Origin of the sequence: Streptomyces populi, from assembly GCF_002911015.1 — a bacterium.
In the GTDB taxonomy this organism is placed as follows: Bacteria; Actinomycetota; Actinomycetes; order Streptomycetales; family Streptomycetaceae; genus Streptomyces; species Streptomyces populi.
Genome location: NZ_KZ626941.1, coordinates 1 through 13540, shown reverse-complemented (window position 1 = coordinate 13540; position 13540 = coordinate 1). Strand labels below are relative to the sequence as shown.

General features: G+C 71.3%; 14 protein-coding genes. 9 read left to right on the top strand and 5 right to left on the bottom strand.

Annotated features, from left to right (window positions below):
- Window positions 1-123: 123 nt before the first annotated feature.
- From CW362_RS43530 to CW362_RS33910, 4 genes are all read left to right on the top strand, one after another.
- Entirely contained in the window at window positions 124-297 is a 174-nt protein-coding gene (locus CW362_RS43530; RefSeq protein WP_162684312.1) for a hypothetical protein, read from the top strand.
- 158 nt (window positions 298-455) lie between these two features.
- Window positions 456-1067 (top strand): hypothetical protein, encoded by a 612-nt coding sequence (locus tag CW362_RS33920; protein WP_162684311.1) that lies wholly within the window; start codon window positions 456-458, stop codon window positions 1065-1067.
- A 232-nt stretch (window positions 1068-1299) separates the two neighbouring features.
- Window positions 1300-1842 (top strand): AAA family ATPase, encoded by a 543-nt coding sequence (locus tag CW362_RS33915; RefSeq protein WP_103553453.1) that lies wholly within the window; start codon window positions 1300-1302, stop codon window positions 1840-1842.
- Window positions 1843-1986: 144 nt separating this feature from the next.
- A complete protein-coding gene (locus tag CW362_RS33910; protein ID WP_206301138.1) occupies window positions 1987-2301 on the top strand; it encodes a CPCC family cysteine-rich protein in 315 nt (104 codons plus the stop codon).
- Between the two features lie 793 nt (window positions 2302-3094).
- Here CW362_RS33910 and CW362_RS33905 read toward each other — a convergent pair.
- Window positions 3095-4585, bottom strand: coding sequence for a helix-turn-helix transcriptional regulator (locus CW362_RS33905; RefSeq protein ID WP_162684310.1), 1491 nt, complete (start codon window positions 4583-4585; stop codon window positions 3095-3097).
- A 352-nt stretch (window positions 4586-4937) separates the two neighbouring features.
- Here CW362_RS33905 and CW362_RS33900 point away from each other — a divergent pair, with 352 nt between their 5' ends.
- Both CW362_RS33900 and CW362_RS33895 read left to right on the top strand, forming a co-directional pair.
- Complete coding sequence (locus tag CW362_RS33900) at window positions 4938-5567, top strand: cutinase family protein (protein ID WP_206301136.1); 630 nt, start codon at window positions 4938-4940, stop codon at window positions 5565-5567.
- A gap of 120 nt (window positions 5568-5687) precedes the next feature.
- On the top strand, window positions 5688-6086 hold the full coding sequence (locus tag CW362_RS33895) for a nuclear transport factor 2 family protein (protein WP_103553449.1): 399 nt from the start codon (window positions 5688-5690) through the stop codon (window positions 6084-6086).
- Between the two features lie 18 nt (window positions 6087-6104).
- Here CW362_RS33895 and CW362_RS33890 read toward each other — a convergent pair whose 3' ends face one another.
- Window positions 6105-7349: an SUKH-4 family immunity protein gene (locus tag CW362_RS33890; protein ID WP_103553448.1), complete on the bottom strand. Its 1245-nt coding sequence runs from the start codon at window positions 7347-7349 to the stop codon at window positions 6105-6107.
- A gap of 174 nt (window positions 7350-7523) precedes the next feature.
- Here CW362_RS33890 and CW362_RS33885 point away from each other — a divergent pair, with 174 nt between their 5' ends.
- Window positions 7524-8609 carry a S8 family peptidase gene (locus tag CW362_RS33885; RefSeq protein WP_240658170.1) on the top strand — a complete coding sequence of 362 codons (1086 nt, stop codon included), beginning with the start codon at window positions 7524-7526 and terminating at the stop codon, window positions 8607-8609.
- Window positions 8610-8716: 107 nt separating this feature from the next.
- Window positions 8717-9898 carry a serine hydrolase domain-containing protein gene (locus CW362_RS33880; protein WP_103553446.1) on the top strand — a complete coding sequence of 394 codons (1182 nt, stop codon included), beginning with the start codon at window positions 8717-8719 and terminating at the stop codon, window positions 9896-9898.
- A gap of 429 nt (window positions 9899-10327) precedes the next feature.
- Here CW362_RS33880 and CW362_RS33875 read toward each other — a convergent pair whose 3' ends face one another.
- The 3 genes from CW362_RS33875 to CW362_RS33865 all read right to left on the bottom strand — a co-directional run bounded on the left by CW362_RS33875 (window position 10328) and on the right by CW362_RS33865 (window position 12700).
- Window positions 10328-11140, bottom strand: a complete 813-nt coding sequence (locus CW362_RS33875) for a type II toxin-antitoxin system PemK/MazF family toxin (protein WP_103553445.1) — start codon at window positions 11138-11140, stop codon at window positions 10328-10330.
- A 617-nt stretch (window positions 11141-11757) separates the two neighbouring features.
- Complete coding sequence (locus tag CW362_RS33870) at window positions 11758-11943, bottom strand: hypothetical protein (protein WP_103553444.1); 186 nt, start codon at window positions 11941-11943, stop codon at window positions 11758-11760.
- A gap of 424 nt (window positions 11944-12367) precedes the next feature.
- Window positions 12368-12700, bottom strand: coding sequence for an ANTAR domain-containing protein (locus CW362_RS33865; protein ID WP_103553443.1), 333 nt, complete (start codon window positions 12698-12700; stop codon window positions 12368-12370).
- Between the two features lie 264 nt (window positions 12701-12964).
- Between CW362_RS33865 and CW362_RS33860 the strand changes: the two genes are divergently transcribed.
- The coding region (locus tag CW362_RS33860; RefSeq protein ID WP_162684309.1) for a hypothetical protein at window positions 12965-13540 on the top strand (576 nt) is incomplete at its 3' end.

Genomic DNA, 13540 nt, shown 5'->3' with positions numbered 1-13540 from the left:
TCGAAAGCCGCCCGCGCGCCTGAGACCTCGGCCGTGCGCCGTGGTCACTCGCCCCATGACCGCCTCCGCCTCCCCCAGGGCCTCCCCGTCCACCACGCTGTACAGTCCGGGCAAGGAGGGGCAGTGACTGAAGAAGACTCGGGCCAGGGCCGGCTCCGGAGAATCACGGGCAGCAGCCTGTGGTGGACCCTCATGGCGACCCTGATGATCGGCCTGGTGACGCTGCTCGTCCTCCACGGCATCCTGGTCCTGGCACTCCCGTTCCTCCTCGTCCTCGGCGGCACCATCGATCACTGATCGGATGTCGAGCCCCCGACAAGGCCCGGAAGGTCTGATCGCCTGCGCTCGGGCGCCTGACCTGGGGTCCGGATCAGATGGGACTTCAGGCCCGGTACCGGTTGGCCTGCCCGCTCGGCACCGGCGGCAATGTCAGAGCATCGCGGTACCGTCGGCCCATGACATCGGACGGCGAAGCGGTCCGGCAGTTTCGGTCCAGGGACGCGGACGACGATCCGTGGCGGGGTGACGAGCGTCATCGCGTGCTGGCCGAGGCTCTGAACCGCTACGGGTTGTGGGACCACCTGTCGGCGGAGCTGCGTGAGTCGGCGATGACCGAGGCCGCGACCGGCTGCTATCCACTGCGGTTCGACTTTCTCCTCGAGCAGGTCGAGTTCTTCGCGGACGGGGAGGAACTGGCCGAGGGCGGGGTCGAGAGGTTCCTCCGAGAACTGGCACCGGCCCTGGTGCGGTACGGCGTGGTGCTGGAGGTCGAGACGGTCCGGGACACCGACGACTACACGGTCTCGATCAACGGAACCCGTTGCGTGGTCCTGAGGCCCCAGGACTGGGAGAGCGGAAGTCCGTGGGCCTTGTCGACCGTCCGCCCCCTGGCTGTCGTCAACCGGCTGCTCGCCGCTGCCGGGCGCAGCACGCTGCGTGCTCACACCCTCTACACCGGCGTGAACGAGGGACTCGTCCTCCTGATGGACCCGCGGGCCGTCGGGGCGATGCGAGCCAGCGGCCTGTTCCCCGAGCACGAAGTGCCGGAACTGGCCGGCGGGGAGTGAACACCCCTGAGGTCGCGGAGGTGGTGCCGTCGGGGTGAGTACGGTCCCGGTGAGACAGCCGCCGATGGCATCGGCCACGTCGAGCACACCCCAGGAAAAATGACACCGACGCGGCCGCACGCGTCGAGGCAGCACCACGGACGTTCGACGTGCCCACGAGTCGTTCGGGACGGTGCTCACGGTGGTTCGGTCCCTCGGTTCCCGGCGCCTGTGCCTGTGCCACACTTCGTCAATGCCACTGGTGTGGGTCACCGGCAACTCGGGGGTCGGCAAGTCGACGGTCTGCGATCTGCTGAAGGAGCGCGGAGAGTCGGCCGTCGATGCCGACTGGGAGGGCTACAACCACTGGGTGGACCGGACGAGCGGACGGGTCGTCACCGACCCTCCGTATCCGGTCCCGGCCGGCTGGCTCGACCGCTTCGCCTGGAGGATCGGCCGCGCACGTGTCGAGGCCCTTGCGGCGGGATCGCGCGAGAAGGCCACCTTCCTCTTCGGCACTGTCGAGAACGAGGTGGACGTGTGGGATCTGTTCGACATCGTGGTCTGTGTGGTGGTCGACGACCAGACGCTCAGGAACCGTCTGCTGACCCGCACCACGAACTCCTTCGGCAAGCACCCGGAGGAACTGGCGGCGGCACTCGAATGCAATGAGGGCATGGAGTCCACCTACCGACGCTTCGGCGCGACGATCCTCGACGGCACCCGCTCCGTGACGGAGGTCGCCGACGCCGTCCTCGCGGCCGCCGCCCGCGGAACCGTCCGCCCGGGTGAATGAGCGCACCGAACTGCCGCCCCCGTCGTCGCCGTGACCGCCGTCAACGCGCGGTCGCCCGAGACGGCGGACCGGGAAGCGTGCGCAGCAGGGTCAAAAGCCCTTGATCGCATGGTGTCTGCACATCAAGATGCGGACGTGACCTTCATGATGGTTCGCGGAAGTGCCGAGCACGGGCCGTACCGCTGCCCCTGCTGCGGCTTCATCACCTTGGCCGAGCGTGGGGCGTACGAGATCTGCACCGTCTGCCGCTGGGAGGACGACGGCCAGGACGAGCACGACGCCGGCGACGTGCACGGCGGCCCCAATCGCGGCCTCAGCCTGCGCCAAGCTCGCCGGAACTTCGACGAGTTCGGCGCATGCGACGAGCGCGGTGTCCAGTTCTCACGCCCTCCGCTGCCAGAACAGCACCCGGACAGCGGCACACCCTACGGAATCGGCACCCTCTACTCCGGGACGTGACTCCTCGAGCCTGCGCCGCACCACACACGCACCGGATCGAGCGGGGGCCGGCGGGAAATCACGGTGGAGCAGGCACCGAGGAAGGGGCCGGTTGGGACGCAGCGGGACATACGTGCGCCCGTCGATCGGCGCACCCGTCGTCGTGGCTGACTGCCGACGGCTGAGGTACACGCAACCCGACCGGAGGCGCCCGCCGTTCTGAGTGGCGAAGGAGCTGCATGGCGATCCGGGGGTGGGCATCGAGAGCGGTCGGCGACGAGACCCGGATGCGGCTCTCGTGATCTTGTCAGACCTCCTGACCAACCTGGCGACATGGATGAGCGATGCATACACGATTTGGTCGTCCAACAGTGCGTGGACTGCGCTCCTGCTCCCGAGGGTCTGGTCAAGTTCGTATGCATCACGGCCGGAGGCGAGGTCCTCCATCGCTCTTCGGCCTGCAAGGCCCTGGAAGAAGGGCAAGAGCAGCCCTGAGTCTGGGCATGGAGACTCGTCCTCGACGCCGGGTCCGTTGCCCGAAGCCACGACTGGCCGAATCGGAGCTTTCCGGACTGCGGGAAGGGCCGGAAGGCCGCAACTCGTGGCGGGTAGGTGCTGGGCGACCGCGCCGCGCGCTTGGTCCGGCGCCCCGGACGCAGGGTGAGGCGCTTCTGACCACCCGGGGCTCACGGGGCCAGGAACTGTGCCGGACCTGCGCCGGACCACACGGGGAACGCCGGGCGACCGCACAGGCTCGGCATCACGACCGATCCGGCTGTCCGACGAACGAACGGGTTCTCCCGAGGGCCGGCCGTCAGGAGAGTCGTCCGCCGGTACGGACAGGGGGAAGCTCGTGGTCGAGACGGCGTGCGAGGGCCACCCGGGAGCGCACTCCGAGCTGGGTGAAGATGTTGCGCAGGTGGTATTCGACGGTACGGGTGCTGATCGACAGCCGACGTGCCACTTCGCGATTGGTGGCCCCCTGGGCCACCGAGTGGGCGATGCGCAGCTGCTGCGGAGTGAGAAGCGTCAGCGGCCCCACCCCGGTCCCTGGGGAAGGCACGGCGGTGGGCGCCTCTCCGGCCGCTCTGAGCTCGGCGTCGGCCTGCTCGGTCCATATGTCGGCGCCGCACTGGTCGAACCCCATGACAGCGCTGCGCAATTGGGTGCGTGCCTCCACGGGACGGCGTCGGCGCCGCAGCCACATCCCGTACGCGAGATGGGTCCGGGCGTGCTCGTAGGGGCTGTCGACCTTCTCGTGCCGCGCCAGGGCCGCGGTGAAGAGGTCCTCGCTGTGCTCGTCGCCCGCCACCAGGGCCCGGCAGCGCAGCACGACCGCCGGAGCCTGCGGATCCGCGCCCAGCGAGGCCCACCGGGCGTATTGGTCGATCAGATGCTCCACGTCCGCGTCCACGCCGTGGCCGGCGAGGACCGCGGCCTCGATGTAGCAGGGGACGGCCATCGTCCACAGACCGAAATGGCCTTGCCTCGGTCCCGCGTGGACGAGCGGGGCCAGCCGCGCGGCGGCGTGTTCGGCGTTGCCGTGGCCCAGGTCCACGCGGGCCCGGGCCCACTCGGCGAGCGTTCCCGCCTGGCTGAGTCCATGGGCGTGGGCGATGTGCAGGGCCGACTGCGCGTGCGTGGCGACCGCGGCAGGGTCGCCCGCGACGGAGGCGGCCAGGGCGAGGACCGCCGACAGGCCGGCCGTCACGTTGCGTTGCGGTTGCCCGCCCGCGGCCTCCAGACCGGCCTCCGCGTGCACGCGGGCCTGGTGGTACCTGCCCTCCCGCAGTTCGGCGTAGGCGAGGTGTTCCAGGACGCGGGGAAGGAGCGTCGGTGCCGCTTCGGAACGGGCGGTGGCCAGCGCGAGACCGAGGACCTGCCGTGCCGCCGCGAGATCGCCCAGCATGAGCGCGATCGTGCCCGCGGACAGGAGCCGCGAGGCCTCCTGTTGCGCCTTCAGCACGTTCAGTACGGGGCCGAGCAGGGCGTTGGCGCGTTCGAAGTCGCCGTGCAGGACGCTGTGCATGCCGTCGCGGTAGGCGCGCCAGAAGGCCTCGGCCGGATCGTCGCCGCCTTCCGCGGGAGGTCCCCCGTCGAGGGGAACGGCCGGGGGGCACAGCGCGTCGAGTGCCGCGAGATAGCCGTCCCGGTCGCCTCCCGACCAGGCCGCCAGGGAGGCGTGGACACCCGCCTCGCGCGAGCGGGCCACGTCGGTGGTCCGCAGGGCGCCGGCGGCGAGGAGCAGAAGGTTGTGGGCGTCGGAGACGGGACCGTCACGCAACAGACGAAGGCCGAGCGTCATCTCCTCGTGCGCGGGCGGCGGTTGCCCGACTCGCGCGGAAGAAGCGTCCCGTTGGCCGGGATCCGTGCCAGTCGCCTCGTGCCCCACGCGCACCACCGTTCTCCGTGCTCTCGCTGTGCCGATGGTAACGAGCGGCCCACCGGCGCGGGCCCGGTTCCACGGCATTGCTGACTGCCCGTCCAACAGGGGTGCACCGGTGGCCGACTGGTGATTCCACCGATACGTGAGGGGCGCGGCGCTTCCTACGGTGCTGTTGCGCTCGGCGAACGGCTCCCGTCCCGAGCGCTCGTACCGTCGCTCGAGAAAGAGGAACCCCATGTCCCGTCATGCGTCACGGCGTCGTCTCGCTCTCGTGTCCCTCGCAGGTGTCGGCGCCCTCGGCGCGGCAGGCCTTTCCCTGCTGCCCTCCACGGCGTCCGCGGCCCCGTGCCCCGACGTCGAGGTCGTCTTCGCCCGCGGCACCGGGGAGGCCCCGGGGCTCGGCATCACGGGGACCCCGCTCGTGAAGGACATCAAGAGTGCGCTGCCGGGCAGGACCGTGTCGTCGTACGCCGTCGACTACGCGGCGAACTTCTCGCAGACGAGCGCCGGCCCCGGCGCCACCGACATGACGAACCGCGTCAGGTCCACCGCGGCCGATTGTCCCGACACGTCCTTCGTGCTGGGTGGTTACTCCCAGGGCGGCAGTGTCACCGACATCGCCCTCGGGATCCGTACGCGGCTCGGCACCGGCCGTGCCATCCCCGCGGGGCTCGTCGGCCGCGTCAAGGCGGTCGTCGTCTTCGGCAATCCCCTGCGGCTGTCGGGCCGCACCATCACATCGGCCAGCGACACGTTCGGGTCCAGGGCCAAGGAGTTCTGCAACACCGGCGACCCGGTCTGCGGAAACGGCCGCAACGGCGCCGCGCACCTGACCTACCACCTCAACGGCAGTGTCGAGCAAGGGGCCCGGTTCGCCGCCGAGCGGATCGGCCGGGGCTGAGTCTCCGGCCGGACGCCTCCGCGGGGGTCCGCTCCCGAAGCCGCGGGGACGGACGAGGAGCGAGTCGGCCGCCGGCCGGGGACTCCGAGCCGGGACGCCGCCCGCTGTTACCGTCGCGCCATGTCCAAGACCGAGATAGACGCCGTGACCGCCGAGTTCTTCGCCGCCTTCGACAACCGGGGAGGCGAGGCCGCCGACGTGGCCCGGATCCGCCGGCTGGTCCTTCCGGGCGGCGTGATCGTCAAGACCGGCCCGGAGTTCACGGTCTACACCGTGGACGAGTTCATCGAGCCCCGTCGGCGGCTGCTGACCGACGGCCGGCTGGTCGAGTTCTCCGAGTGGGAGACCTCCGAACGCACGGAGATCGCGGACGACATCGCGTCCCGGTTCTGCGAGTACCGCAAGTCCGGGATCCTGGACGGTGAGCCGTTCGAGGGAGGCGGGACCAAGACCATCCAGTTCGTCCGCACCCCACAGGGCTGGCGGATCACGGCGTTCGCCTGGCACGACCGGCCCTGACCCTCGTCCCGTCCTCCGTCAGAAGCCCCACGGGCTGAGTTCGACGACGGCCGCGAACAAGTGCCCCCAGACGTCCCCCGCGGGCGTTCCCTCGTTCACCGAGAGCGGTTCGAGGGCGGCGGCCTCGCTCAGGAAGTCCCGCTTGCCGTACTCGCCCGGGTACGAGTTCCAGCAGGCGCTCATGAACCGGTACACGGCCTCCAGCAGCCGCACGAAGGTCTCCGTGTCCCGGGCGAAGGGGAACGGGCCCTGACCGTTGCGGACCATCGACACCGCGCCCGTCACGGGGTGGACGAGCACCCGGCCGGTGTCGCCGTACGCCAGCTCGAAGGTGCCCAGGTGCAGCAGGCCGTTCTCGTCGGGTTCCAGTCCGTGCGCCTTCCCGTCCCTCCAGGCGAGGGTGAACGAGGCGACTCCCGCGGCGAACCAGGTCGGCAGTCCCGCCGTGACGGCCAGCTCCCGGGTGGGCTCGTGCGTCAGCGCGGCGGGCAGTTGGTCCCGCGTCAGCAGCACCGTCCCGTCCGTGCCGAACGCCTCCTCCAACCGGGCGGCGTCCAGGGGGACTTCGGCCGCCGTCGGCCCCGCGAACCACGGCACGCCCTCGCCCCAGGAGACGGTTTCGGAGGCCGTCGGCCCGTCGGCCGCGGCGTCGTTGCGCTCCAGGACCACGACGCCGCGCGGCTCGAAGAACATGACGCGACCGCCTCCGAGGGGTGCGGGCTCCTCCCAGGTGTAGGGCTGGTGGAGGCCGTGGTCCTCGTCCGGGTCGAAGGGGACGGGCCCCTCGACGACGGCGTCGTACGGCCGCTCGGTGAACTCGCCGTCCGCGGGGGCGGGGACCCGTTCGCCGGTGGCCGGGTCGAGCCAGTGCTCCCGGGTCCACTGCGACCACACCTTCAGCAGCAGACGGCCGTCCGGTGCCTCGTGGACCTCGACGTTCGCGTCCCCGCTCAGGTTCGGCCCGGCCCGGTACGCGCCGACCGGCCGCCACCAGGCCCAGACGGTCCGCCACGGCATGCCCGGCTCGGCTTTTGCGACCAGGTCGGCGTAGGCGTCGTGCCCCAGGGCCTTCGCTCCGAAGTGCAGCCACGAGGCGAACTCCGCCCGCGACACCTCGGCTCCGTCGAGGATCGTGACGGCCTGGGCCCAGGCCTCGCGACCCGCTCCCCCACCCGTGGCGGGCAGGTCCCGAGGGAACTCCGGACCGGCGTCGAGCAGGGCCGCGGGAGAGGCGAACAGCGTGTCGAGATCGTCGCGCGTCATGCGGACATGCTGCCAGCCACCACCGACAGCGCCGCCCGCAGGGCCGGGCCGGACTCCCGTCGGGCGCGTGGACCGAACCGCCCCGCACCCGGCCGGAACCGCCCGTCCGCCGTGGTCGTCTTGTGCGCTGACTGTGTACGCGGCAGGGAAAGCGGGGGTGTTGTGAAGCGGAACGTGACGAAGGCCGGTCTCCTCATGGTGGCCATGGCGACGGTGCTCGGGGCCTCGGCCTGCGGCGGGAAAGCCGGTGCGGCGGCCGGGGGAACTCCCCCCGCGCGCAAGGGGGAAGCCGTGGCGCCCTTCGCCGGCGGGGCGTCGGCTTCTCCCGGCGCCGTGGGGTCGTTGTCCGGGGTCGCGCGACCCGCGGCGGCTCCCGTCACACGGCACGTGCCGTGGAACCTGGACGTCCTGGACCAGCGGTCGCGGCCGCTGAACGGGAAGTTCACCACCACCGCCACGGGCAAGGGCGTTCACGTCTACGTGATCGACACCGGGATGGACATCGCCCATAGCGAGTTCGGCGGACGCGCCCGCCTCGGCGCCGATTTCGTGGGCCCGAGGGACTCCGGTGACTGCTTCAGCGAGTCGGGGATCGGCCACGGCACGTTCGTCGCGGGCGTCATCGGCGGGAAGAAGTACGGGGTGGCGCCCAAGGCGGACCTCGTACGGGTCCAGGGCGTCCTGTGCGAGAGCGGGGGCGGCGGTTCCCGGGCGGCGGCCGAGGCGGCCGTGGTGAAGTCGGTCAAGTGGGTCACCGCGCACGCGCAGAAGCCCGCGGTGGTGAACATGTCGCTCAACTTCGGCTACCGGTCGGCGGCCGTGGAGTCCGCGGTGAAGAAGATGGTCGACGCGGGGATCCCGACGGTGGTGTCGGCCGGCAACTTCCATGACGACGCCTGCAAGCACTCCCCGGCCGGCGTCCCCGGCACGATCGTCGTGGCCGCCTCCACCCCGAACGACCGCCCGTGGAGCGACGGCGGCTCCTACGGATCGGGCTACGGACGGTGCGTGGACCTGTACGCCCCCGGCCAGAAGGTGACCGCCGCCCTCTCCGGCGGCGGTACGGCCACGGTGGACGAGGGCGCGACGTCCTGGGCCGCGCCGCACGCGACCGGCGTGATCGCGCTGTACCTGTCGGCGCACCCCCACGCCACGGCCCGCGAGGTCCACGTCTGGCTCGACCGCACGGCCACCCGCGGTGTCCTGCACGGCGTCCGCTCCGACACTCCCAACCGGCTGCTCAACACCGGCGGCATCTGACCCGCCCCGGCCGGACCGGCGGACGGTCCGTGCCGGGGGATATCCCCCCTCCGGGCCTGGGGTGCGCCGGATCGTGTCCGCCCGGAGGCCGGAACTAGCGTTCAGCCATGACACCGCCCCTGCGAAATCGCCTCGCCATGGCACTCGTTGCCGCCACGCTGCTCACCGCCGGGACGGCCTCCGCCGCCACCGGGCCTGCCGGGCCCCCTCATGCGAGGCGATTACGCCAGGACACCGAGGCGATCCACGCCCTCGGTGTCAGCGGTGTGCAGGCCCGTCTGATCGCCCCTGACGGCCGGCAGTCGGTCGCCACCAGCGGTACCGCCGATCTGGGGACCGGCCGGCCGGTCCCTTCCGACGGCTACTTCCGCATGGCCAGCACGTCCAAGACACTGGTCGCCGTCGTGGTCCTCCAACTGGAGGCCGAAGGCAGGCTGTCCCTGGACGACACCGTCGATCACTGGCTGCCGGGAGTGGTACGGGGCAACGGCAATGACGGCAGCCGGATCACCGTCCGCCAACTGCTCCAGCACACCAGCGGCATCCACGACGACCTGCCCGGATACACCACGCCCGAGGAGTACTACCAGCAGCGCCACGACGTCCACAGCGCCGATCAGCTGGTCGCCCGCGCCATGGCCCACGCGCCGGACTTTCCGCCCGGCGGGGGCTGGGGGTACTCCAACACCGGCTACGTCCTGCTCGGCATGATCATTCAACAGGCCACCGGGCGCCCCTCCCACCAGCAGATCCAGGACCGCGTCCTGCGCCCGCTCGGCCTCGACCGGACCCGGTGGACGGGCACCTCACCCACCCTGCCGTCGCCGCACGCCCGGGCCTACCAGTTCTACGGCCCCGGCTCCCGGGTGGACGTCACCGACCAGATACCGGTGGACCTCGAGAACCTTTCGTACGTCACGACCACACGGGACGAGAACGTCCTCCTCCGCGCGCTGCTCGCGGGGCGCCTGCTGCCTGCGCGGCAGCTGGCCGAGATGAAACGGACCGTCCCCGTGAGCGCGGAGGTCCAGCAGCTCTGGCCCGGCGGACGGTACGGACTCGGCCTGGCCGAACGTCCCCTGAGCTGCGGGGGAACCTACTGGAGCCACGAGGGCGGGGACGGCGGCTACATCACTCTCAACGGCGTCACCGACGACGGCGGGTGGAGTGTGGTGGTCTCCATGTCCGAGGCACGCGGCGACACCCTGGAACACGTGAAGGAGCAGGAGAACGCGGCCAGTGCCCTGGTCGACCACGCACTGTGCGCCGGTGACCGCGGCACCCCGTGAACGGCGTCGTCACCGTGTCCGGTGAGCCCGGCGCGGCGCCCGCCGACGCCACGGACCGGCATCGCGCGGGCGCGACGGGCCGCCGCGGCCACGGTCGTCACGAGCCACGGCCTGATCCACGGCGGGACGGCACTTCGTGCGCGCATCGTCCCTGGTGGCATCGGCATCGATCGGGCAATCAATTCCGGCCGCGATCTATGCCGATGGCTGATTCATGATGCATGGTGTGCGTGCGGGTTCTCTCCGCTCCCCCGGACGGAGAACCCTCGCTGGACTCCGCCGTCCGCTCGCGGAGGCAGCGCCGCGCCTCCCGGCTCCCCACGGGAGGCCATGCGGCTGCCCGCCGTCCGACCGCGCCGGACGGCAGGTCTTTCGCCCACGCCACCACCACGGGAGTGCGGCCCTCGCCGGGCCGGTGACCCGACCGCGTCAGCCGAGGTACTGCGTGACCCGGGACCACGCGGTCGGCGTACCGGACGCGGTGGGTACGGGGCGCCGGTCCCGCAGCCGACGCCAGACCGGCCGGGGACAGCGGCCCTTGGGGCGGCCGTCGGTGAAGTCCTGGTAGGGCACCCTGAGCGGCTGGAGACCGATCTCCACCCAGTGGTCCTTGCCCGAGGTGAAGTCCCAGCCGTCGTTGGGCATACGGATGTGGTCGTCACGGTCGTCCTTGTTCTGACTGGTGATCTTGAGGACTTCCGCGTGATGGAGACGGTTTCTCATGACCACGCAGTAGCGTTCCTTGCCGCCCTCGGTGTCCCGGAACGGAACCATCGCGTGCCAGATCTCGCCCGGACCCGGGCGCCGGTTTCCCGAGGTGAGGCCGCCGTTGTCCCACCAGCGCATCGCCAGCAGGCAGAGGTACGCGGTGAGACCCGCGGCACCGCACTGCGCCATGGCGCGGGCGCTCCACCCGGGCGCGTCGAACCGGGCCGCGGCCCAGTGGGCGGCGCTCTGACCGAGCACGAGCACCGCTGCCGTGCGGGCGAGGAGGACCCATCGGGCGCAGGGCCTGCGGCGGCCGGCGAACAGGGCCACACCCGCGGCGGCGACGACGGGCACGCCGTGGACGACCGCGTACTGGCCCGGTCCCTGCAGGTGCAGGGGTGGTTCCTGTGACGCCATCAGGTCGGGCACGGTGACCGGTAACGCCAGGACGTAGCCGATGACGACCCACAGGTTCAGCAGCAGATAGCCCTTGACGGCCACGCCCAGGCAGGACGTGTCGGTGCGACGGGTCACCGGATCCCCTCTCTCCGTACGGGGTGCCAAATTATGCAGGCGATCACGGCCCCGAGGGGTGAGGAAGTCCAGGTTCACCGGGCGGACGGCGGTCCAGGTGCTACGACCGCGGCCCGGCGTCTCGCCGGGTCCGGCCGGGCAGAGAATGTGGGGGCGTCGGACGTCGGCCGGGTCGCCGTGGCCGACGGGCCCGCTGAGCGGTTCGCTCGCCGCTCCGTGGGCCTTCGCCAGGGCGTTCAGGAGGGGTTCGCGTCCGGTCTCGGTGAAACCGGAACGACTCGAGGGTCCCGAGGGGCGACGTGACGGCCGGGCCTCGGGGCCGAAGCGGGAGCTGGACGGAGAGATCGTCGTCCCTGCCGGCCACCGGATCGGCCGCAGCCCGATCGAGTCCGACCTCGTCGACGAGGTGCGGCCGGACGGCTTCCCGGTCGTGTCCGGGGCCGGCGAGCGGTTCTTCGGCGAGGCCCGCGGCGAGAGGCCCCTGCGTCCGTCGAGGCGAGGACCATCGGCGGCGGTCCGGTCCTCCTCGACCACGAGTTCGCCCGAAACACCTGGAGGCCCGGCGACCGAAGGATCACCGAGCGCCCCGGAACGGCCCGCGTGGGTCCGTGGGCGGGTCAGAGCGCGGGTTCGGGAAGCTCTCCGGGCTCGACCACGACGACCTCGACACGGGTGCAGCCGACCGCTTCCAGCGCTCGCCGGCGCCGGGTGGCGGAGCGCTTGTCGTAGCGGCCGGCGGAAGCCTGGGGCGCACCGTCCGGGTCGGTCCACGTCAAGCTGTAGCGGCGTTCCCTGGTCGACATACAGCCATCCTCTCCGGCACCGCCGGTTCGTGCGGGCGCACCCCGGCCGGTCCATGGTCCACGGTCCGTTCGATGCAGCAGCTTCACACACCCGGCGCCGCACCGGAAGGATTGGCAGAAATCGTTGCCTCGCGGCGTGGGCGGGAGGCCGCCCGGACATCTGCCGACAGGCGGCAACGAAGCGGCCGGCGCGGGCGAATCCCGCAGCGAGCAGCAGCAAAGGGGACGATCGCCGTGTTCGAGATCACTTCCACGCGGTTCTCGATCCACACTCGCCCATCCCGTCCGCAATCGGCTGGAAACATACGGAACCGGTCGACCCGGTTCAGCCGACCGCTGCGCGATGACGGGATGCCTGGTGCGTGATGCGTGATGCCTGGTGCGTGGTGCGTGGTGCGACGGACGAGGTCGCGCCGCCGGGACGTCATTCCGGGGGCGCTTCGGGGATCTGGGTCGGACCGTGGCGGTCGAGGGCGTCTTCCAGTTCGGCGCGGATGTCCGGAGGCATCTCGCCGTCGCGCCCCCACACCAGGATCAGCTCGGCGACGTTGCGCAGCTTGATGTTGGTGTGCTGAGAGATCTCCTTCAGTACGGCCCATCCCTGGTCCGGAGACACCCGGCCGAGAGCGACCACCATCCCGATGGCCTGGTCCACGACGGCGTGCGAGGTGACGGCCTCCTTCAGCTGCTGCACTTCCGCCTCGAGCTCGAAGACGCGGTCGCTCCCGCCGTTCGATTCACTGGGTTCCGGTGCCATGAGGCCATCCTCCCGATTCGACCGGCTTGATGCCACCAAGCGCACAGCGTCCGCGGCGGCCGGGCCGGGAACCGCGGAGGCCTCGGGTCCACGGGAGCACACGGCGAAGACGCTCGGCGTACGGCCGAGTCGCCCGCCGATCTCCGATCGTTACGCCAGGCGACTCTAACGAGCTGGCAAAGTCCGCTGGTTGTGGGCTTGAATGCGACTCGACGCAGCCGTTGTCGTGGACGCGTCCATGAAGGAACGAGGGTGGGAGCGAACGTGAAGTCAGTCCGGGGGCGCGTCCTGGTGGGCATCGGCGTGACGGCGGCGCTCGCCGCTACGGCCGCGTGCGGCGGACAGGACACCGGCGGCAGCGGCGGTGGCAGTGACCCGAAGAAGCCCGCCGCCAAGGCGACACCCACCGTCCAGGAGGGCCTGAAGCCCCTCACCCAGGCGCAGCTGACGAAGGCCGTGATCACCAAGGCGGACGTCAAGGGCTACCGCGTCGACGACACCCCCGACGACGAGATCCCGGAGGTGAGCGTGCCCGCGAAGCCGGCCGCCTGCCAGGCCCTGGCCGACATGTTCCTGCTGGGCACCGAGCCCGACGCCACGGCCCGTGTGTCCCGCTCGCTGACGAGCCTGAAGCAGACCGACGGCACGGTGCTGCGGGTCGGTCTGCTCGCGCACAAGGAATCGGACGCCAAGAAGGTGGTCGCGGATCTGCGTGCCCAGAGCGGGACGTGCGACTCCTACGAGCACACCGACTACCAGTACACCGGGGTCAAGCCCGCGAAGGCCCCCGCTCTCGGTGACGAGGCGGTGTCGTACACGATGACCAGCGACATCGAGGGA

Coding starts and splice junctions, on each gene's coding strand:
- CW362_RS33880 (WP_103553446.1), top strand. CDS start 8,717: ATGACACCGCCCCTGCGAAATCGCCTCGCCATGGCACTCGTTGCCGCC.
- CW362_RS33895 (WP_103553449.1), top strand. CDS start 5,688: ATGTCCAAGACCGAGATAGACGCCGTGACCGCCGAGTTCTTCGCCGCC.
- CW362_RS33890 (WP_103553448.1), bottom strand. CDS start 7,349: ATGACGCGCGACGATCTCGACACGCTGTTCGCCTCTCCCGCGGCCCTG.
- CW362_RS33865 (WP_103553443.1), bottom strand. CDS start 12,700: ATGGCACCGGAACCCAGTGAATCGAACGGCGGGAGCGACCGCGTCTTC.
- CW362_RS33905 (WP_162684310.1), bottom strand. CDS start 4,585: ATGACGCTCGGCCTTCGTCTGTTGCGTGACGGTCCCGTCTCCGACGCC.
- CW362_RS33915 (WP_103553453.1), top strand. CDS start 1,300: ATGCCACTGGTGTGGGTCACCGGCAACTCGGGGGTCGGCAAGTCGACG.
- CW362_RS33870 (WP_103553444.1), bottom strand. CDS start 11,943: ATGTCGACCAGGGAACGCCGCTACAGCTTGACGTGGACCGACCCGGAC.
- CW362_RS33920 (WP_162684311.1), top strand. CDS start 456: ATGACATCGGACGGCGAAGCGGTCCGGCAGTTTCGGTCCAGGGACGCG.
- CW362_RS33910 (WP_206301138.1), top strand. CDS start 1,987: ATGATGGTTCGCGGAAGTGCCGAGCACGGGCCGTACCGCTGCCCCTGC.